Raw genomic sequence first — 18927 nt, 5'->3', positions numbered from 1 at the left:
TCCATGTCGCACCAATCCGATTTGATCAGCGAAGACATCCTCGCTTATCTGGCTCAGCACGAGCGTAAAGAACTGCTGCGTTTCCTCACCTGCGGCAACGTGGATGACGGCAAGAGCACCCTGATCGGGCGCCTGTTGCACGACTCCAAGATGATCTACGAGGACCACCTCGAGGCCATCACCCGCGATTCGAAAAAGTCTGGCACCACCGGCGAAGAGGTCGACCTGGCGCTGCTGGTAGACGGCCTGCAGGCCGAGCGTGAGCAGGGCATCACCATCGATGTCGCCTACCGCTATTTCTCCACCGCCAAGCGCAAGTTCATCATCGCCGACACCCCGGGCCACGAACAGTACACCCGCAACATGGCCACCGGCGCATCAACCTGTGACCTGGCGATCATCCTGGTCGATGCCCGCTATGGCGTGCAGACCCAGACCCGCCGCCACAGCTACATCGCGTCGCTGCTGGGCATCAAGCACATCGTGGTCGCGGTCAACAAGATGGACCTGAAGGGCTTCGATGAAGGCGTCTTCGAGGCCATCAAGGCGGACTACCTGAAGTTTGCCGAAGCCATCAACCTGACCCCGAGCAGCCTGCACTTCGTGCCGATGTCGGCGCTCAAGGGTGACAACGTGGTCAACCACAGCGAACAATCGCCGTGGTACACCGGCCCGACCCTGATGGAAATCCTCGAAACCGTCGAAGTGTCGGCTGACCGCAACTTCACCGACCTGCGTTTCCCGGTGCAGTACGTCAACCGGCCGAACCTGAACTTCCGCGGTTTTGCCGGCACCCTCGCCAGCGGCGTGGTGCACAAGGGCGACGAAATTGTCGTACTGCCGTCGGGCAAGAGCAGCCGGGTCAAGTCCATCGTCACCTATGAAGGTGAACTGGAAAGCGCCGGCCCAGGCCAGGCCGTGACCCTGACCATGGAAGATGAGATCGACATCTCCCGTGGCGACCTGCTGGTGCATGCCGACAACGTGCCGCCGGTCACTGACCAGTTCGACGCCATGCTGGTGTGGATGGCCGAAGAGCCGATGCTCCCGGGCAAAAAGTACGACATCAAGCGCGCCACCAGCTACGTGCCGGGCTCGATTGCCAGCATCACCCACAAGGTTGATGTGAACACCCTCGAGAAGGACGCCGCCAGCGCCCTGCAGCTGAACGAGATTGGCCGCGTCAAGGTATCCCTGGACAGCGCCATTGCCCTGGACGGTTACGACAGCAACCGCACAACCGGCGCGTTCATCGTCATCGACCGCCTCACCAACGGCACCGTCGGCGCCGGCATGATCATCGCCCAGCCAGTCTTGCCGCATGGCAGCACCGGCCAGCATGGCAAGCAGGCCCACGTGTCTACCGAGGAGCGCGCCCTGCGTTTCGGTCAGCAGCCAGCCACCGTGCTGTTCAGTGGCCTTTCTGGCGCCGGCAAGAGCACCCTGGCCTATGCCGTTGAGCGCAAGCTGTTCGACATGGGCCGTGCAGTGTACGTGCTCGACGGGCAGAACCTGCGCCATGACCTGAACAAGGGCCTGCCGCAGGACCGCGCTGGCCGCACCGAAAACTGGCGCCGTGCCGCCCATGTGGCGCGCCAGTTCAACGAAGCCGGCATGCTGACCCTGGCGGCGTTCGTTGCCCCGGATGCCGAAGGCCGCGAACAGGCCAAGGCGCTGATCGGCAAGGATCGCCTGGTAACGGTTTACGTCCAGGCGTCCCCACTGGTTTGCCGCGAGCGTGACCCACAGGGCCTGTACGCTGCCGGTGGCGACAACATCCCGGGCGAAAGCTTCCCGTTCGATGTGCCGCTGGATGCCGACCTGGTGATCGACACCCAGGCCACCAGCGTGGACGAAGGCGTTAAACAGGTGTTGGACGTACTGCGTCAGCGTGGTGCGATCTAAGCGCTGGCCTGCACTACCAAAAACCCCGCTCCGGCGGGGTTTTTTTGTGCAGGTTGTCTCACGCCTGGTGATGCGCCAGGGGGGCGTGCTTGCCGTTCAGATGTGGTGTTCCGATACAGGAATTACCCGGCGCTCCTTGACGGCCTTGTAGGAAAAGCTCGAATAGATCTCCTTCACCCCCGGCAACCGCTGCAGCACCTCGCGGGTGAATTCGCCGAACGATTCCAGGTCCCTCGCCAGAATCTCCAGCAGAAAGTCGTAGCGCCCAGAGATGTTGTGGCAGGCGACGATTTCGGGAATTTCCATCAGCCGCTGCTCGAACGCCAGGGCCATGTCCTTGGTGTGCGAGTCCATCATGATGCTGACAAATGCAGTGACGCCGAAGCCCAGTGACTTGGGCGAGAGCACGGCCTGGTAACCGGTGATGTAGCCGTTGTCCTCCAGCAGTTTGACGCGGCGCCAGCAGGGCGAGGTGGTCAGTGCCACCTGGTCGGCGAGTTCGGCAACGGTGAGGCGGGCGTTGTCCTGCAGGGCGGCCAGCAAGGCGCGGTCGGTGCGATCGAGGCTCGAAGGCATGTTTTGCCCTCCTGCTTGTTTGATTGTTGTTTTCTTTCCACCAAGCAGGCCGCTATGTGGGCTACTTTGGAAAAATTCGGGCAGCTCGGTGGCATAAGCTTATAGCAAACCACAAGAGGCTGTTGCCATGCGCGACTCCCATAACAACACCGGTTTTTCCACGCGAGCCATCCACCACGGCTACGACCCGCTGTCCCATAGTGGCGCGCTGGTGCCGCCGGTTTACCAGACCGCCACCTATGCCTTTCCCACTGTTGAACACGGCGCAGCGTGCTTTGCCGGGGACGTGGCAGGGCATTTCTACAGCCGCATCTCCAACCCCACGTTGGCGCTGCTGGAGGAGCGCATGGCTTCGCTGGAGGGTGGTGAGGCAGGCTTGGCGCTGGCGTCGGGGATGGGCGCGATTACCTCGACGATCTGGACCCTGCTGCGCCCCGGCGACGAACTGATCGTGGGGCATACCTTGTATGGGTGCACCTTTGCGTTTCTGCATCACGGCATTGGCCAGTTCGGGGTGAAGGTCCGTCACGTCGACCTCAATGACGCCAAGGCTTTAAGGGCGTCCATCACCCGCAAGACACGCATGATCTACTTTGAAACGCCAGCCAATCCCAACATGCAGCTGGTGGATATCGCGGCGGTCGCCGACGTGGCCCGTGGGCATGACTTGCATATCGTGGTCGACAACACCTATTGCACGCCCTACCTGCAGCGGCCACTGGCGCTGGGGGCGGACCTGGTGGTGCATTCGGCGACCAAGTATCTCAGTGGCCATGGTGATATCACCGCGGGGTTGGTAGTGGGGCGCAAGGCGCTGGTCGACCGTATTCGTCTGGAAGGGCTGAAAGACATGACCGGGGCGGTGCTGTCCCCGCATGACGCGGCTTTATTGATGCGCGGGATCAAGACCCTTGCACTGCGCATGGACCGCCACTGCGCCAACGCACTGGAGGTGGCGCAGTTCCTGGCTCGGCAGCCTCAGGTCGAGCTTATCCACTACCCGGGCTTGCCATCGTTCGCCCAATACGAGCTGGCGCAGCGGCAGATGCGTTTGCCGGGCGGGATGATTGCTTTTGAGCTCAAGGGTGGCATCGAGGCCGGGCGCAGGTTCATGAACGCACTGCAGCTGTTTGCCCGGGCGGTTAGCCTGGGGGATGCCGAATCGTTGGCGCAGCACCCGGCGAGCATGACCCATTCCAGCTATACGCCAGAGGAGCGGGCGCATCACGGGATCTCGGAGGGGTTGGTGCGCTTGTCGGTGGGGTTGGAGGATGTGGAAGACCTGCTGGCGGATGTCGAGCAGGCATTGCAGGCTTGCAGCTAGGTTGTTTGGGCTGGCCGTTCCGTAGAACAGTACATAACTTATTGATTTAGCAGGGTCCTGTGGGAGCGGGCGTGCCCGCGAAGAATCCAGCGCGGTGGCTGGCACCGGCTACGCCGGTGTTCGCGGGCACGCCCGCTCCCACAGATATTGCGCAGATTACAAATGCTGTGGCGTACCTGGGCTGCCCACAAAAAAGGCCTCTCGCGAGGCCTTCTTCATGTTCAGCGAATCAACGCTTGAGCCCGTAGCTCTCGTCGAGCATGCCCGGGGAATTCGGCACCTTTGGCGCATAATCGCGCGGCACTTCGGCAGTGTCCTTCGGCGGGGTCAGGCGATCACGGGGGCCATGCGCACCTTCGGAGTGCAGGGCGGCCAGCAGGCGCTGGCGGGTCAGTTCGTCCAGCGCCAGGGTGTTGGCACCGTCGGCCAGGTGGTCCTGGACATCCTGGTAGCTCTGGGTCAGCTTCTTGACCAGTACTGCAGTGCTGTTGAAGTGGGTAACCACTTCGTTCTGGTAGTTGTCGAAGCGTTTCTGCATTTCATCCAGCTGGCGCTGCGTGCTGCTGGGCGCGGCATTGGGCAGCAGGCGAGCCACGACGAAACCGACGACCACGCCAATGACCAGGGCCAAGGTCGGCAACAACCAAACAAGGAGCGAGAGTTCCACGAGTCCTTCCTCTATAAACGGCTTTGCTTTACGTTAACGGCTCAGACCTGCGCTGTATACCGCGAGCGATCGCAAATCAGAACAGAATTCCTCACCTAGACGAAACGACCCACCCCGAGGTCACGGAGTAGTGCCTTGCTTGTCCGCGAAACCCCCTTGTTCATCGATGGCCCCAGTGGCCAGTTGGAAGCCTTGTACCTGGACGTGGCCGATGCCCGCGGCGCGGTGCTGATCTGCCACCCCAACCCGGTTCAGGGCGGCACCATGCTCAACAAGGTGGTCTCGACCCTGCAGCGCACCGCCCGTGACGCCGGCTATGTGACCCTGCGGTTCAACTACCGGGGCGTTGGGCAGAGCGCTGGCAGCCACGACATGGGCGCAGGCGAAGTGGCCGATGCCGAGGCTGCTGCGGCCTGGCTGCGCGATAAGCACCGGCAATTGCCGCTGGTGCTGATGGGCTTCTCGTTCGGCGGCTTCGTTGCCACCAGCCTGGCTGGCCGCCTGGAGGCGGGCGGGGTGAGCCTGCAGCACTTGTTCATGATTGCCCCAGCGGTAATGCGCCTGACCGACGAATTCCCCCTGCCACAGCAATGCCCGATCACCGTGGTGCAGCCGGAGGCCGATGAAGTGGTCGCGCCGCAGCTGGTTTACGATTGGTCCGACAGCCTGTCGCGCCCCCATGAGCTGCTGAAAGTGGCAGAATGCGGACACTTCTTTCATGGCAAGCTGACCGATCTCAAGGATCTGCTGCTGCCGCGCCTTTCGAACTGAGCCAAGCCTGAATAAGCGAACACCCATGACCACGCGCATTCTTACCGGTATCACCACCACCGGCACTCCGCACCTGGGCAACTACGCCGGCGCCATCCGCCCGGCGATCCGTGCCAGCCAGCAGCCCGGTGTCGACTCGTTCTATTTCCTGGCCGACTATCACGCGCTGATCAAGTGCGACGACCCGCTGCGCATCCAGCGCTCGCGCCTGGAAATCGCCGCCACCTGGCTGGCCGGTGGCCTGGACGCCGACAAGGTGACCTTCTACCGCCAGTCCGATATTCCCGAAATCCCCGAGTTGACCTGGTTGCTGACCTGCGTTGCGGCCAAGGGCCTGCTCAACCGTGCACATGCGTACAAAGCCTCGGTGGACAAGAACGTGGAAGCCGGTGAAGACCCGGATGCCGGCGTGACCATGGGCTTGTTCAGCTACCCGGTGCTGATGGCGGCCGACATCCTTATGTTCAATGCCAACAAGGTGCCGGTGGGCCGCGACCAGATCCAGCACGTGGAAATGGCCCGGGACATCGGTCAGCGTTTCAACCACCTGTTCGGCCAAGGCAGGGACTTCTTCGCCCTGCCAGAGGCGGTGATCGAAGAAAGCGTGGCGACCCTGCCGGGCCTGGACGGGCGCAAGATGTCCAAGAGCTACGACAACACCATTCCGTTGTTCACCAGCGCCAAGGACATGAAAGACGCCATCTCGCGCATCGTGACCGATTCGCGTGCGCCTGGCGAAGCCAAGGACCCGGACACTTCGCACCTGTTCACCCTCTACCAGGCCTTCGCTACGCCAGAACAGTGCGCCGGATTCCGCGACGAGTTGTTGCAGGGCCTGGGCTGGGGCGATGCCAAGCAGCGCCTGTTCCAGTTGCTGGACGGCCAGTTGGCGGAAAAACGCGAGCACTACCACCAGCTGATCGCGCGCCCGGCCGACCTTGAGGATATCCTGCTGGCGGGGGCCGCCAAGGCCCGCAAGATTGCCACCCCGTTCCTGGAGCAACTGCGCGAGGCGGTTGGCCTGCGCTCGTTCCGCAGCAGCGTGCAAACCAGTACCGAAGTGAAGAAAAAGGCCGCCAAGAGCGCGCGTTTCGTCAGCTTCCGTGATGAGGACGGCAGCTTCCGCTTCCGCCTGCTGGCCGCCGACGGTGAGCAACTGCTGTTGTCGCGCAGCTTTGCCGACGGCAAGAGTGCAGGTGCGGTGAGCAAGCAACTGCAGCAGGGTGCTGAGGCCGATGTGCGTGTGCAGGGCCTGGGTTTCGGCTTGTGGCTCAACGGTGAACAGGTTGCCGACGGGCCGCAGTTCGCCAGCGCTGAAGGGCGGGATGCAGCCATTCGAAGCCTGCACGAAGCCCTGGCCCCACAACAGGACTGAGGCAATTCGCCGCAACTCCAATTGCCATAAAGCGGGCCGGTCGCTACAGTGACGGCCCGTTTTTTGTTGCCTCGCTAACGAATCATGACTCCCTTAGAACGCTATCAAGCAGATCTGAAACGTCCCGACTTCTTCCATGACGCGGCGCAGGAAACTGCTGTGCGTCACCTGCAGCGCCTGTACGACGACCTGGTACAGGCGCAGAACAACAAGCCGGGGGTATTCGGCAAGCTGTTCGGCAAGAAGGAGCAGACCCCGGTCAAGGGCCTGTACTTCTGGGGTGGGGTAGGGCGGGGCAAGACCTACCTGGTCGATACCTTCTTCGAGGCGCTGCCGTTCAAGCAGAAGATGCGCACCCACTTCCACCGCTTCATGAAGCGTGTGCACGAGGAAATGAAGACCCTCAAGGGTGAGAAGAACCCGCTGACCATCATTGCCAAGCGCTTCAGCGAAGAGGCCAAGGTGATCTGCTTCGACGAGTTCTTCGTCTCGGACATTACCGATGCGATGATCCTCGGCACCTTGATGGAAGAGCTGTTCAAGAACGGTGTGTCGCTGGTCGCCACCTCCAACATCGTGCCCGACGGCTTGTACAAGGATGGCCTGCAGCGCGCGCGTTTCCTGCCGGCCATCGCCATGATCAAGCAGTACACCGACGTGGTGAACGTCGACAGCGGCGTGGACTACCGCCTGCGTCATCTGGAGCAGGCCGAACTGTTCCACTACCCGCTCAATGAGGCAGCGCACGAAAGCATGCGTGCCAGCTTCAAGGCGCTGACCCCGGAATGCACCCAGGCGGTCGAAAATGACGTGCTGATGATCGAGAACCGCCCGATCAATGCCTTGCGTACGTGCGACGACGTTGCCTGGTTCGACTTCCGGGCATTGTGCGACGGGCCGCGTAGCCAGAACGACTACATCGAGCTGGGCAAGATCTTCCACGCGGTGCTGCTGAGCAATGTCGAGCAGATGGGGGTGACCACCGATGATATCGCGCGGCGTTTCATCAACATGGTGGACGAGTTCTACGACCGCAATGTCAAGCTGATCATCTCGGCCGAGGTGGAGCTAAAAGACCTGTACACCGGTGGGCGCCTGAGCTTCGAGTTCCAGCGTACCCTGAGCCGCTTGCTGGAGATGCAGTCGCACGAGTTCCTGTCTCGTGCGCACAAGCCTTAAGCATTTTGGGGCCGCTTTGCGGCCCATCGCGACGCAAGGCCGCTCCTACAGGATTCAGCGATTCACTGCTGTAGAAGCGGCCCTAATAAGCCCTCAAGCTTCCTGCATGAACTGCTGCCGGTACTGGTTCGGCGACAACTCGGTATGCTGGCGGAACAGCCGCGCAAAGAAACTGGCATCGTCGTAACCGACCTCGTAACTGATGGTCTTGATGCTCTTGCGCGTGCTCGACAACAACCCCTTGGCCGTTTCGATCCGCAGCCGTTGCAGGTAGTGCAGCGGCTTGTCGCCGGTCGCCCCCTGGAACCGGCGCATGAAGTTGCGGATGCTCATGCCGTGGTTGCGGGCCACATCCTCGAAGCGGAACTTGTCCGCGAAGTGCTCTTCCAGCCAGTGCTGGATCTGCAGGATGATCAGGTCCTGATGCAGCTTCTGCCCGCCAAATCCCATGCGCCCCGGCGTGTAGTTGCGCTGCACTTCGTAGAGGATGTCGCGCGACACCGCACGGGCCACATTGGCCCCGCAGAAACGCTCGATCAGATAGATGTACAGGTCACAGGCCGAAGTGGCGCCGCCAGCGCAATAGATGTTGTCGGCGTCGGTCAGGTGCTTGTCCTGGTTCAGGCGGATCTTCGGGAAGCGCTCGGCGAAGCTGCTGAAGAAGCGCCAGTAGGTGGTCGCCTCCTTGCCGTCGAGCAGGCCACTTTCGGCTAGCCAGAACACGCCACTGGCCTCCGCGCACAGCACCGCGCCGCGGGCGTGCTGGTTACGCAGCCACGGCAGCACCTGTGGGTAGCGTTGCAGCAGGTTGTCGAAGTCGTCCCAGTAGGCTGGCAGGATGATGACATCGGCGTCATCCAGGCCGCCGTCGACCGGTAGCTGTACATTGCTGAAGCTGTCCACGGGCAGGCCATCGGGGCTCACCAGGCGGATCTCGAACATGGGCTGCAAGCCCAGGCCCAGCTGCTTGCCGTAGCGCAGGCTGGCGAGGTGGAAGAAGTCCTTGGCCTGCATCAAGGTCGAAGCGAACACCTTGTCAATGGCCAGGATGCTGACGCGCCGCAGCGACGCGGGGGGTTGGGTAAACATCATTGTCATTGTTCTTATAGGGTAGAGTGGTCAATCACCGGCTGGATCGTCTTATTTTTTGGCGAGTGTGTCTAGCCCGCAGCACCGCGCTGGCTTCTTCGCGGGCAAGCCCGCTCCCACAGAGCCTGCGCTGAACCCTGTGGGAGCGGGCTTGCCCGCGAATAGGCCGGTACAGGATTACGCTCAAGGTGCCGGGTTCGGCTGCGCCTGGTGAATGGCTTCGATCGCCGCCAGCAGCTCGTCGCTCAGGTGCAGCTCGGCGCTGGCCAGGTTGCTGTCCAGTTGCTGCAGGCTGGTAGCGCCAATGATGTTGCTGGTCACGAACGGCTGGCCCGTCACGAATGCCAGGGCCATCTGCGCCGGGTCCAGGCCGTGTTCGCGGGCCAGCTGCACGTAGCGGCTGCAGGCGGCCACGGTCTGCGGGTTGGAGTAGCGGGCAAAGCGGCTGAACAGGGTCAGGCGGGCGTTTTCCGGCCGAGCGCCGTTCTCGTACTTGCCCGACAGCATGCCGAATGCCAGCGGCGAGTACGCCAGCAAACCGCATTGCTCGCGAATGGCGACTTCCGCCAGGCCCACCTCGAAGCTGCGGTTGAGCAGGTTGTACGGGTTCTGGATCGATACCGCCCGTGGCCAGCCCCGGCTTTCGGCCAGTTGCAGGAATTTCATGGTGCCCCACGGCGTTTCGTTGGACAGGCCAACATGACGGATCTTGCCGGCCCGTACCTGGTCGTCCAGCACTTCCAGCGTTTCTTCCAGCGGCGTGAAGTGATCGTGCGGCAGGTGCTGGTACCCCAGTTTGCCGAAGAAATTGGTGCTGCGTTCCGGCCAGTGCAGCTGGTACAGGTCGATGCGATCGGTCTGCAGGCGCTTGAGGCTCTCGTCCAGCGCCGCGACGATGTGCTGGCGGTTGTGCTTGAGCTGGCCATCGCGGATGTGGCTGATGCCGTTGCCGGGGCCGGCAACCTTGCTGGCCAGCACCCAGTCATCACGGTCACCGTTGGCCCTGAACCAGTTGCCGATGATGCGCTCGGTAGCGGCGTAGGTTTCCGCACGTGGGGGCACCGGGTACATTTCGGCCGTGTCGATGAAGTTGATCCCCGCGGCCTTGGCCCGGGCAATTTGGCCGAAAGCCTCTTCCTGGTCGTTCTGCTCGCCCCAGGTCATGGTGCCCAGGCACAGGGCGCTGACGTTGAGGTCGGTTCGGCCGAGCTGGCGGTATTCCATCGGGTAAACACTCCTTGGCAATGGAAGCTCATCAAAGCAGGTTGAAATTTTTCGCGCAATCTGGATAATTCAGCCCCTCTCCGCGTGGCGGAAGTGATGCACCATCACGCAGGAAGAACCCCGTCGAATATTGGCGTGCCCGACCCGAGCCCCCAAAAGCGTCAGTGTTCGGCTGCGCGCTTGCCCTTGGCAAGCTGTGCACTATCCAGTAAGATTCGCCGTCTATTTTTCGCTGGGCGGCCTCTGAGGCTTTAGAGAATGAAAACTTTTACTGCTAAACCGGAAACAGTAAAGCGCGAGTGGTTCGTAGTCGACGCCGCTGGCCAGACCCTGGGTCGTCTGGCTACCGAAATCGCTACCCGTCTGCGTGGCAAACACAAACCAGAATACACCCCTCACGTTGACACCGGCGACTACATCGTCGTTATCAACGCTGAACAGGTTCGTGTGACTGGTGCCAAGTCTTCCGACAAGATGTACTACTCCCACTCCGGTTTCCCGGGCGGTATCAAGGAAATCAACTTCGAGAAGTTGATCGCCAAGGCCCCTGAGCGTGTTATCGAAACCGCGGTCAAAGGCATGCTGCCTAAGAACCCGCTGGGTCGCGACATGTACCGTAAGCTGAAAGTGTACGCGGGTGCTGCTCACCCACACACTGCTCAGCAGCCTCAAGAACTGAAGATCTAACGGGATAGTTCATTATGTCGGCGACTCAAAATTACGGCACTGGCCGTCGCAAGACCGCAACCGCTCGCGTATTCCTGCGTCCGGGTACTGGTAACATCTCCATCAACAACCGTTCTCTGGACGTGTTCTTCGGTCGCGAAACCGCTCGCATGGTTGTTCGTCAGCCGCTCGAGCTGACCGAAACCGTTGAGAAGTTCGACATCTACGTCACCGTTTCCGGTGGTGGTGTCAGCGGTCAGGCCGGTGCGATCCGTCACGGTATCACCCGCGCCCTGATGGAATACGACGAAACCCTGCGTGGCGCTCTGCGTCGTGCTGGCTACGTCACCCGCGACGCTCGTGAAGTCGAGCGTAAGAAAGTGGGTCTGCGTAAAGCGCGTAAGCGTCCTCAGTACTCCAAGCGTTAATACCGCTTCGGCAGTCGAAAAGAGCCCGGTTCCTTGGAACCGGGCTTTTTTTTTGCCTTGAACTAACCTGTCAGCATGTCTGTGGCCGCTCGTCGCATAGACGCAGATCAAGCAAAGCGCTGGTAGTGGGCCCTTGCCCGGCTAATCCCTTGTCAGTGTGTGGATTTGTTTCTTACCATGGCGACCAAATTTTAGTGCCACAGACACAACCTAAGTACAGGCCTGGTTCAACAGGCCAAGCAAGCTGATGGGAGAGGACTGAATGAGCAATGACGGCGTCAACGCAGGCCGGCGCCGCTTCCTCGTAGCCGCGACATCCGTGGTCGGGGCAGCGGGAGCAGTGGGGGCTGCGGTACCGTTCGTGGGGTCATGGTTTCCCAGTGCCAAGGCGAAAGCCGCGGGAGCACCGGTGAAGGTCAATATCGCCAAGGTCGAGGCCGGGCAGCAGATGGTAGCCGAGTGGCGAGGCCAGCCGGTGTTCATCGTCAGGCGCACCGAGGAGATCCTCGGTAACCTGAAGAAAATTACCGGCGAATTGTCTGATCCCGATTCCAAATCTTCGGTGCAGCCGACCTATGTCGACCCCGAAGTCCGCTCCATCAAGCCGGAAATCCTCATTCTCGTCGGCCTGTGCACCCACCTGGGCTGCTCGCCCACCTTCCGCCCGGAGGTTGCGCCAGCCGACCTTGGCCCTAAATGGGTGGGTGGCTACTTCTGCCCGTGCCACGGCTCCCACTACGACCTGGCTGGGCGTGTCTACAAGTCGCAGCCGGCGCCACTCAACCTGCCCGTACCGCCGCACTCGTACGAGTCGGACGATATCATCGTCATCGGCGTCGACCAGGAGAAAGCATGATGAGCAAGTTCATGGACTGGATTGATGCTCGCTTCCCCGCGACCAAGATGTGGGAAGATCACCTGAGCAAGTATTACGCGCCCAAGAACTTCAACTTCCTGTATTTCTTTGGCTCCCTGGCATTACTGGTGCTGGTCAACCAGATCGTCACCGGTGTGTGGCTGACCATGAGCTTCACGCCCTCGGCAGAAGAGGCATTCGCCTCGGTCGAGTACATCATGCGTGACGTCGAATACGGCTGGATTCTGCGCTACCTGCACTCCACGGGTGCTTCGGCGTTCTTCATCGTGGTTTACCTGCACATGTTCCGCGGCCTGCTCTACGGCTCCTACCAGAAGCCCCGCGAGCTGGTCTGGCTGTTCGGCATGTTGATCTACCTGGCGCTGATGGCCGAGGCCTTCATGGGTTACCTGCTGCCGTGGGGCCAGATGTCCTACTGGGGTGCCCAGGTCATCATTTCGCTGTTCGGTGCCATCCCGGTGATTGGTGGCGACCTCACCCAATGGATTCGTGGTGACTACCTGATCTCCGGCATTACCCTGAACCGCTTCTTCGCCCTGCATGTGGTCGCCCTGCCTATCGTCATCCTCGGCCTGGTGGTGCTGCACATTCTTGCCCTGCACGAAGTGGGTTCGAACAACCCCGATGGCATCGACATCAAGAAGAACAAGGACGAAAACGGCATTCCGCTCGATGGCATTCCGTTCCACCCGTACTACACCGTCAAGGATATTGTCGGCGTGGTGGTGTTCCTCTTCGTGTTCTGTGCGGTGGTGTTCTTCTTCCCGGAAATGGGCGGTTACTTCCTGGAAAAGCCGAACTTCGAGCAGGCCAACGCCTTCAAGACGCCGGAGCATATTGCCCCTGTGTGGTACTTCACACCGTTCTACGCCATCTTGCGTGCGGTGCCTGACAAGTTGATGGGTGTGATCGCCATGGGGGCGGCGATTGCGGTGCTGTTCGTACTGCCCTGGCTCGATCGCAGCCCGGTGCGTTCCATGCGTTACAAAGGCTGGATCAGCAAGCTCTTCCTGCTGGTGTTCTGCGTGGCCTTCGTCATCCTCGGCGTGCTGGGCGTGCTGGCACCGACACCTGGGCGCACGCTGTTGTCGCAGGTGTGCACGGTGCTGTACTTCGCCTACTTCCTGTTGATGCCGTTCTACACAAGGCTCGAGAAGACCAAACCGGTTCCGGAAAGGGTGACTGGCTGATGAAAAAGTTGATTGCAGTATTTTTGCTGGCACTGATGCCTGCCTTTTGCTTCGCTGCCGAACACGGGCTGGAACTGGACAAGGTCGATATCGACCTGACCGACAAGGCCGCCATGCAGGACGGCGCGCGGACGTTCGCCAACTATTGCATGGGCTGCCACAGTGCCAAGTTCCAACGCTACGAGCGTGTGGCCGATGACTTGGGCATCCCCCACGAACTGATGCTCGAAAAGCTGGTATTTACCGGGGCCAAGATCGGTGATCACATGCAGATCGGCATGAAGCCAGATGACGCCAAGACCTGGTTCGGTGCCGCGCCGCCCGATCTGACCCTGGTGGCCAGGGTACGTGGTACCGATTGGCTGTACACCTACCTGCGCAGTTTCTACGAGGACCCCTCGCGGCCTTATGGGGTGAACAACAAGGTGTTCCCGAACGTCGGCATGCCCAACGTGCTGGTCGGCCTGCAGGGCAACCAGGTGATTGGCTGCAAGCAGGTGCAGACGGTGACCGATGGGAAGAAGCAATTCGACCCGTTGACCGGTAGCCCGATTACCCATGAAGCCTGTGACCAGCTGACCGTTACGCCGAAATCCGGTACCCTGACCGCCGAGCAGTTCGACGAGAAGGTCAAGAACCTGGTGACCTTCCTGGCCTATTCGGCCAACCCGGTCAAACTGGAAAGCCAGCGCATCGGTACCTATGTGTTGCTGTACCTGGCTTTCTTCTTCGTATTCGCCTATTTGCTCAAGCGTGAATACTGGAAGGACGTGCACTGATCACGCAGTAATTTCTGGTTGTTGAACGCGCCCGGGGCGCCTGGCAGAAATGCCAGGATGCCCCGGGCGCGTTTTCATTTAAAGTTGCACAGCATCTCGTGCGAGGAGCCGCTACATGGGCGCAACCAACAGGTTAGCCTGCTATTCCGACCCCGCTGACCATTATTCTCATCGGGTACGCCTGGTGCTGGCCGAGAAGGGTGTCAGCGTGCAGGTCATCGATGTCGATCCGGCGCGCCTGCCGCCCAGGCTGGCCGAGGTCAACCCGTATGGCAGTGTGCCGACCCTGGTCGACCGTGACCTGGCGTTGTATGAATCGACCGTGGTGATGGAATACCTCGAGGAGCGTTACCCGCACCCGCCGCTGATGCCGGTATACCCGGTTGCGCGCGGCAACAGCCGGTTGCTGATACACCGCATTCAGCGCGACTGGTGTGCTCTTGCCGATAGCGTGCTTGATTCGCGCAGCAGCGAGGCTGCCCGAAGTGAAGCGCGCAAGGCCCTGCGCGAAAGCCTGACCGGTGTTTCGCCATTGTTCAATGAGTTCGCCTGTTTCATGAGCGATGAGCAAAGCCTGGTCGATTGTTGTCTACTGCCCATACTCTGGCGCCTGCCAGTGTTGGGCATCGAGTTGCCCCGGCAAGCGAAACCGCTGCTGGATTACATGGAGCGCCAGTTCGCCCGCGAGCCATTCCAGGCGAGCCTGTCCTCTGTAGAACGTGAAATGCGTAAGCTTTAAGGAGCCGTTGATGAACTCCAGTCGCCCCTATCTGGTTCGAGCACTGTACGAGTGGATCGTCGACAACGATTGCACGCCCCATATGCTGGTCAATGCCGAATACACAAAGGTGCAGGTACCAGATGGTTTCGCCAATGATGGCCAGATTGTCCTGAATATTTCGCCAAGTGCTGTGCGCAACCTGCACATGGATAACGACGCGGTCAGTTTCGAGGGCCGTTTCAGTGGCGTGACCCATTCGCTGTTCGTGCCGGTTGGCGCCATCCTGGGCATCTACGCCCGCGAAAATGGCCAAGGCATGGTCTTCGAGCTGGAGCAGCCGCTGACGGATGGCGATGACCTGGAAGACGATGATGTGCAGCCGGATGACGATGGCCCGCCAGAAGGTGGTGGCCAGCCGCCGCGCCCGACTGGTCGACCAAGCCTGAAAGTGGTCAAGTAATAAAAAAGGCGACCTTGTAGGGTTAATGCCAGCAGTTAAGTAATTTGGGGCCGCTTTGCGACCCTTCGCGGGCACGCCCGCTCCCACAGGGGATCGCGTGTAGGAGCGGGCGTGCCCGCGAAGGGCTGCAAAGCAGCCCCATTAACGCTTAACTGACAGGCATCAACCTTGAAGGGTCGCCTTTTTTAGGCCGGGATTGTTGCCTTTCCGGCCCAGGGTTCTTCAGTCGATGTACTCGAAGAGTTTGACGATTTTTTGCACACCCGATACGCCCTGCACTACGGCAGTGGCGGAATTGGCCTCCTGCTGGGTCACCAGGCCGAGCAGGTAGACGATGCCGTTCTCGGTAATGACCTTGATTCGCGAACTGGGCACGGCGCTGTCGGTCAGCATCTGGGTCTTGATCTTGGTGGTCAGCCAGGCATCGTTGTTGCGCGCCAGAATCGAAGACGGCTGCATGACCTGCAGCTCGTTGTGCACCTTTTTCACCCGTTGAACCTGGCTGGCGGTTTGCTCGGCAAGGCTCTTGAGGTCGGCGCGTGGGGTTTGGCCAGCGAGCAGGACGATACCGTTGTAGCTGCTGACGACGATGTGCGAGCCCTTGTCCAGGTCCGGGTTGGCCTTGGAGATGTTGACCGCGGCTTTGGTTTCGATCAGCGAGTCGTCGATCTTGCTGCCGATGGTGCGCGTGCCGCGGTCGTCTTCAATGGGCGAATTGCGGGCAGAGGTAAGTACCGAGCTGCAGCCGGTAACGCTCAGGCACAGAGTCAGGGCCAGCAGGCCAAGGCGCATAGGGGTCATTCTTCACTCCCGAACAGTTGGCTGTCGATCAGGTCGCACAGGCAGTGGATCGCCAGCAGGTGGACTTCCTGGATGCGCGCCGTCACTGTCGAAGGTACGCGGATTTCCACGTCCTCTGGCAGCAGCAGCGAGGCCATGCCGCCGCCGTCGCGCCCCGTCATTGCTACGACAATCATTTCGCGGTCATGCGCGGCCTGGATCGCCTGGATCACGTTGGCCGAGTTACCGCTGGTGGAGATCGCCAGCAGAACATCGCCCGGTTGGCCCAGTGCGCGGATCTGCTTGGAAAAGACTTCGTTATAGCTGTAGTCATTGGCGATCGACGTCAGGGTCGAACTGTCGGTGGTCAAGGCGATGGCCGGCAAACTCGGGCGTTCGCGCTCAAAGCGGTTGAGCAGTTCCGAGGAAAAGTGCTGGGCGTCGCCGGCCGAGCCGCCGTTGCCACAGGCGAGCATCTTGCCCTCATTGAGCAGCGCATTGACCATGACCAGGCTGGCCTGCTCGATGTGCGGTGCCAGGATGTCCATCGCCTGTTGCTTGGTTTCGATGCTGGCCTGGAACAGCCGGCGAATTCGGGATTGCATGTCCATCTGGTGACCTTAAATGGGGCGGTGGCCTTTGTTACGCGCAACAACGACCAGCCCGCGATACATAGAGCAAAAAAAACGTAGAGGGTTCAGCACTCGAAGGCGTTTTTCAGCCACTGAAGCGGTTTGCCTGCATGGTGGCTACCCTGCAGGGCGACAACGTCGAAGCGGCAGGGGTGGTTGCCCCATTGGGGCTCCTTGAGCAGGAACAGGCTGGCCGCATGCACCAGCCGTTTCTGCTTGCGCCCATCGATACTGGCGAGGGCGCCTCCGAAGGCCGCGTGCAACCGGTAGCGGACTTCGACGAATACTACTGTATCGGCGTCGAGCATGACCAGATCAAGCTCGCCGCCTTTGCATCGCCAGTTGCGCGCCAGCAGCCGCAGGCCTTGCCCCTGAAGGTACTCAAGGGCTTGGGTTTCTGCAGCGTGGCCGGCGCCGGTCGGTGATGCTGCAGCCATCAGCGCGGGGTATCAGGCAGGCGCTTGACCTGGCCGCCAGCGAATTCAGCCCATGGCAGTTGGCGCTCCACACGCTGGTTGGCGTTGATGCTCAAGCTGCCGGAAAGGCCCTGGACGCGGTTATCCGGCAGCGCCTTCAGTTGGCCCAGTCGCGGTGCCAGGCTGTAGGCATCGACGCCCATGGCGTACAGGCGGCCCAGGCTTCCGGCGGCTTGCGGCCACTGCTGAACCACCTGTTGGCGCAGGCTATTGCTGGTATCGAGCAGCCACGGGGTTTCGCAGAAGCGGATGCCGTTCATGTCGTTGTACTGGTTGACGTCACCGCTGGCGCTGTACAGGTTGGAAGTGGCGTATACCGGTACGTCACCGGCGTACTGGAAATTCAGGGTCGGCTTGATCTGCTGCGCTTGCTGAGGGGTAGAGGCAAGGAAGAGGAAGTCGATGTCCTGGCGGCGCGACGGTTGTGCGGCGATGTTGCCGCCAACCGTGCTCTGCAGGCTCTTGGCGCGGCTTTCGCTCTGGCGCAACTGGAACAGGTCGGCAATCTGCTGGGCCAGCGCAACCGGTTGCGCGATGCGTTGGGCTGCGAGCACGGTGCCGCCATTGCCTTCCCAGTCCTGGCGGAAGGCGGCCAGCACGCGATCACCCCATTCGCCGCTCGGCACCAGGGCTACGGCGCGGACCATCCCATCGGCACGGGCGCGACGGGATACTTCGCGTGCTTCGTCCTCGGCCGCCAGGCCGAACTGGAACAATTGCGGCGGGGCCACCTGGCCAGCATCGGCATAGTTGAGCGCCAGGGTGGTGATCGGCAGTTGCGGTTTGCTGGCCAATTGCTTGACCAGCGGTTTTTCCAGCGGGCCGATGACCAGCTGCACGCCTGCGGCCTGGGCCTGGCGGTAGAAGTCGTCGAGCGAGCCGATGCGCGAGCTGTCGAACACCTGCACCGCAGGGGCGGCTTGGCCAGCCTGCTGGGCCTGGAAGTGGGCGGCCATGAAGCCGTCACGCAGGGCCCGGGCAACCCCGGCCAGTGGCCCTTCCTGGGGCAGCAGCAGGGCGATTTTGGTCAGCGGTTGGCTGGCCAGTTCCTTGAGCTTGACCAGTGGCACTGGCAACTGTTTGGCCGCCGGGTGGTCCGGGTGCTGTTTGACCCAGCTCTCGATGGCGCTCTGTTGCTGCTCGAGGGTGCCGGCACTTTTCACCGCCAGGGCCAGGCTGGTCCAGCCGGCCAGGGTCTGGTCAGTGGCCGGCTGCTGCAGCTGTTCGGCCGGCAGCGAGGCGACCAAGGCCCAGATGGCGTCGTTGTTTGCGCTGGCGGCCTGGTCGCTGAGCAGTGGGGCCAGCAGTACGCGCTGTTGCGCGGCGGCCAGGGCCTGGCCATCGGCCTCGAGCGCGGCGGCGTGCACGTAGTAGGTGCGCGCCTGCTGTTCCTTCGGCAGCTCGGGAACGTGCTGCAGGCTTGGGTGGGCCAGGGCGGCCAGGGCAGCCTTGGGTTGGTTGCGGCTCATGGCCAGTTCTGCCGCCAGGGTGCTGGCGAACACTTGCTGGGCCGGCTTGAGCGTGTCCAGCGGGACCTGCTCGAGAATGCGTGCGGCGCGGGGGAAGTCCTTCTGCTTGTAGGCCAGGTCGGCTGCGCTCAGGCGCAGCAGGGCGGCGTCTTGCGCAGACTTGCTGGAAGCAGCCTGCTCGAGCAGTTGCTCGATGCTGGCATCCGGGGTGCGTGGCAGTTCGCCCAGGCTGGATGAGGGCGAGCTGGCGCAGGCTGCCAGCAGGGCAGCGAGGCAGAGGGCTGTGAGCAGCCGCAGGCAAGCGATCATGTAAAGGTCCTGTTACTCGATCAAGTTGGC

Annotated in this window: 20 protein-coding genes; 12 read left to right on the top strand and 8 right to left on the bottom strand. The window is 61.5% G+C overall.

Going from position 1 to position 18927, the window contains the following annotated elements; all coding sequences use genetic code 11:
• Nucleotides 1-3: 3 nt before the first annotated feature.
• Nucleotides 4-1905 carry a sulfate adenylyltransferase subunit CysN gene (cysN, locus tag AACG97_RS23140; protein WP_009684444.1) on the top strand — a complete coding sequence of 634 codons (1902 nt, stop codon included), beginning with the start codon at nucleotides 4-6 and terminating at the stop codon, nucleotides 1903-1905.
• A 96-nt stretch (nucleotides 1906-2001) separates the two neighbouring features.
• Here the strand turns inward: cysN and AACG97_RS23135 are convergent, their stop codons facing one another.
• The gene (locus AACG97_RS23135; protein ID WP_009684443.1) at nucleotides 2002-2481 is read right to left on the bottom strand and encodes an Lrp/AsnC family transcriptional regulator; all 480 of its coding nucleotides are present in this window, start codon (nucleotides 2479-2481) and stop codon (nucleotides 2002-2004) included.
• Between the two features lie 127 nt (nucleotides 2482-2608).
• On the opposite strand from AACG97_RS23135, the gene AACG97_RS23130 reads away from it, so the two are divergent.
• The gene (locus AACG97_RS23130) at nucleotides 2609-3805 is read left to right on the top strand and encodes a methionine gamma-lyase (protein ID WP_047149989.1); all 1197 of its coding nucleotides are present in this window, start codon (nucleotides 2609-2611) and stop codon (nucleotides 3803-3805) included.
• A gap of 229 nt (nucleotides 3806-4034) precedes the next feature.
• Here the strand turns inward: AACG97_RS23130 and AACG97_RS23125 are convergent, their stop codons facing one another.
• Nucleotides 4035-4472, bottom strand: coding sequence for a YhcB family protein (locus tag AACG97_RS23125; protein WP_009684440.1), 438 nt, complete (start codon nucleotides 4470-4472; stop codon nucleotides 4035-4037).
• A 135-nt stretch (nucleotides 4473-4607) separates the two neighbouring features.
• Here AACG97_RS23125 and AACG97_RS23120 point away from each other — a divergent pair, with 135 nt between their 5' ends.
• The 3 genes from AACG97_RS23120 to zapE all read left to right on the top strand — a co-directional run bounded on the left by AACG97_RS23120 (nucleotide 4608) and on the right by zapE (nucleotide 7797).
• Nucleotides 4608-5243: an alpha/beta hydrolase gene (locus AACG97_RS23120; RefSeq protein ID WP_009684439.1), complete on the top strand. Its 636-nt coding sequence runs from the start codon at nucleotides 4608-4610 to the stop codon at nucleotides 5241-5243.
• 25 nt (nucleotides 5244-5268) lie between these two features.
• Nucleotides 5269-6618, top strand: a complete 1350-nt coding sequence (locus AACG97_RS23115; RefSeq protein ID WP_009684438.1) for a tryptophan--tRNA ligase — start codon at nucleotides 5269-5271, stop codon at nucleotides 6616-6618.
• An 84-nt stretch (nucleotides 6619-6702) separates the two neighbouring features.
• Nucleotides 6703-7797, top strand: coding sequence for a cell division protein ZapE (gene zapE / locus AACG97_RS23110; RefSeq protein WP_009684437.1), 1095 nt, complete (start codon nucleotides 6703-6705; stop codon nucleotides 7795-7797).
• Between the two features lie 93 nt (nucleotides 7798-7890).
• On the opposite strand, the gene AACG97_RS23105 is transcribed toward zapE, so the two are convergent.
• Both AACG97_RS23105 and AACG97_RS23100 read right to left on the bottom strand, forming a co-directional pair.
• Nucleotides 7891-8811, bottom strand: coding sequence for a GlxA family transcriptional regulator (locus tag AACG97_RS23105; protein WP_172828420.1), 921 nt, complete (start codon nucleotides 8809-8811; stop codon nucleotides 7891-7893).
• 258 nt (nucleotides 8812-9069) lie between these two features.
• Complete coding sequence (locus AACG97_RS23100) at nucleotides 9070-10110, bottom strand: NADP(H)-dependent aldo-keto reductase (RefSeq protein WP_009684435.1); 1041 nt, start codon at nucleotides 10108-10110, stop codon at nucleotides 9070-9072.
• A 258-nt stretch (nucleotides 10111-10368) separates the two neighbouring features.
• Between AACG97_RS23100 and rplM the strand changes: the two genes are divergently transcribed.
• The 7 genes from rplM to AACG97_RS23065 all read left to right on the top strand — a co-directional run bounded on the left by rplM (nucleotide 10369) and on the right by AACG97_RS23065 (nucleotide 15231).
• Nucleotides 10369-10797, top strand: a complete 429-nt coding sequence (gene rplM, locus AACG97_RS23095) for a 50S ribosomal protein L13 (protein WP_003251819.1) — start codon at nucleotides 10369-10371, stop codon at nucleotides 10795-10797.
• Between the two features lie 14 nt (nucleotides 10798-10811).
• Nucleotides 10812-11204: a 30S ribosomal protein S9 gene (gene rpsI, locus AACG97_RS23090; RefSeq protein WP_003260797.1), complete on the top strand. Its 393-nt coding sequence runs from the start codon at nucleotides 10812-10814 to the stop codon at nucleotides 11202-11204.
• Between the two features lie 262 nt (nucleotides 11205-11466).
• The gene (gene petA, locus AACG97_RS23085; protein ID WP_009684434.1) at nucleotides 11467-12060 is read left to right on the top strand and encodes a ubiquinol-cytochrome c reductase iron-sulfur subunit; all 594 of its coding nucleotides are present in this window, start codon (nucleotides 11467-11469) and stop codon (nucleotides 12058-12060) included.
• Nucleotides 12060-13271 carry a cytochrome b gene (locus AACG97_RS23080; protein ID WP_029886541.1) on the top strand — a complete coding sequence of 404 codons (1212 nt, stop codon included), beginning with the start codon at nucleotides 12060-12062 and terminating at the stop codon, nucleotides 13269-13271. The genes petA and AACG97_RS23080 overlap by 1 nt, the downstream gene beginning before the upstream one ends.
• Complete coding sequence (locus tag AACG97_RS23075; RefSeq protein WP_009684432.1) at nucleotides 13271-14050, top strand: cytochrome c1; 780 nt, start codon at nucleotides 13271-13273, stop codon at nucleotides 14048-14050. The genes AACG97_RS23080 and AACG97_RS23075 overlap by 1 nt, the downstream gene beginning before the upstream one ends.
• A 115-nt stretch (nucleotides 14051-14165) precedes the next feature.
• Nucleotides 14166-14789: a glutathione S-transferase N-terminal domain-containing protein gene (locus AACG97_RS23070; protein ID WP_009684431.1), complete on the top strand. Its 624-nt coding sequence runs from the start codon at nucleotides 14166-14168 to the stop codon at nucleotides 14787-14789.
• A gap of 10 nt (nucleotides 14790-14799) precedes the next feature.
• Nucleotides 14800-15231: a ClpXP protease specificity-enhancing factor gene (locus AACG97_RS23065; protein WP_009684430.1), complete on the top strand. Its 432-nt coding sequence runs from the start codon at nucleotides 14800-14802 to the stop codon at nucleotides 15229-15231.
• Between the two features lie 222 nt (nucleotides 15232-15453).
• Here the strand turns inward: AACG97_RS23065 and AACG97_RS23060 are convergent, their stop codons facing one another.
• The 4 genes from AACG97_RS23060 to AACG97_RS23045 all read right to left on the bottom strand — a co-directional run bounded on the left by AACG97_RS23060 (nucleotide 15454) and on the right by AACG97_RS23045 (nucleotide 18897).
• Nucleotides 15454-16032: a BON domain-containing protein gene (locus tag AACG97_RS23060; RefSeq protein ID WP_009684429.1), complete on the bottom strand. Its 579-nt coding sequence runs from the start codon at nucleotides 16030-16032 to the stop codon at nucleotides 15454-15456.
• A complete protein-coding gene (locus AACG97_RS23055; protein ID WP_029887793.1) occupies nucleotides 16029-16622 on the bottom strand; it encodes a phosphoheptose isomerase in 594 nt (197 codons plus the stop codon). The genes AACG97_RS23060 and AACG97_RS23055 overlap by 4 nt, the downstream gene beginning before the upstream one ends.
• Nucleotides 16623-16708: 86 nt before the next feature.
• Complete coding sequence (locus AACG97_RS23050) at nucleotides 16709-17080, bottom strand: YraN family protein (RefSeq protein WP_054889886.1); 372 nt, start codon at nucleotides 17078-17080, stop codon at nucleotides 16709-16711.
• Nucleotides 17080-18897 (bottom strand): penicillin-binding protein activator, encoded by a 1818-nt coding sequence (locus tag AACG97_RS23045; RefSeq protein ID WP_009684425.1) that lies wholly within the window; start codon nucleotides 18895-18897, stop codon nucleotides 17080-17082. The genes AACG97_RS23050 and AACG97_RS23045 overlap by 1 nt, the downstream gene beginning before the upstream one ends.
• Nucleotides 18898-18927 lie beyond the last annotated feature (30 nt).

The sequence above is a fragment of the Pseudomonas sp. Nvir genome (assembly GCF_963778085.1).
Taxonomy (GTDB): domain Bacteria; phylum Pseudomonadota; class Gammaproteobacteria; order Pseudomonadales; family Pseudomonadaceae; genus Aquipseudomonas; species Aquipseudomonas juntendi.
Note: the sequence above shows the minus strand (reverse complement) of the source record. Positions and strands in the feature narration are given on the sequence as shown.